This is a genomic window from Streptomyces sp. BE20, assembly GCF_036322525.1.
In the GTDB taxonomy this organism is placed as follows: domain Bacteria; phylum Actinomycetota; class Actinomycetes; order Streptomycetales; family Streptomycetaceae; genus Kitasatospora.
In genome coordinates, this window is the sequence record NZ_JAQYWW010000368.1 from 1 (window position 1) to 308 (window position 308).

The window sequence follows — 308 nt, forward strand, 5'->3', positions numbered from 1 at the left end:
CCACCATGAACGCCAGCCGCTCCGCCGGGAAACCCGGATCCAGCGGCAGATACCCCGCCCCCGACCGCAACACCGCCACCATCGCCACCACCAGGTCCACCGACCGCGGCAACGCCAACCCCACCCAACGACCCGGACCGTCCCCCCGACCCACCAGCACCGACGCCCACCGCGCCGAACGCTCCCCCAACTCCCCGTACGTCAACGACTCCCCACCCACCACCAACGCCACCGCACCCGGCGCCTCCCGCACCCACCCCTCGAACCGCTCCACCACCGAACCCGCCACCGGAACCACACCCACCACG

The 308-nt window shown here is 72.7% G+C and carries 1 protein-coding gene; it reads right to left on the bottom strand.

Annotated elements, in window-relative coordinates; translation table 11 throughout:
- Window positions 1-307 (bottom strand): AMP-binding protein (locus PUR61_RS02645; RefSeq protein ID WP_329875186.1); only part of this gene is annotated, 307 nt, incomplete at its 3' end.
- Window position 308: the final 1 nt, after the last annotated feature.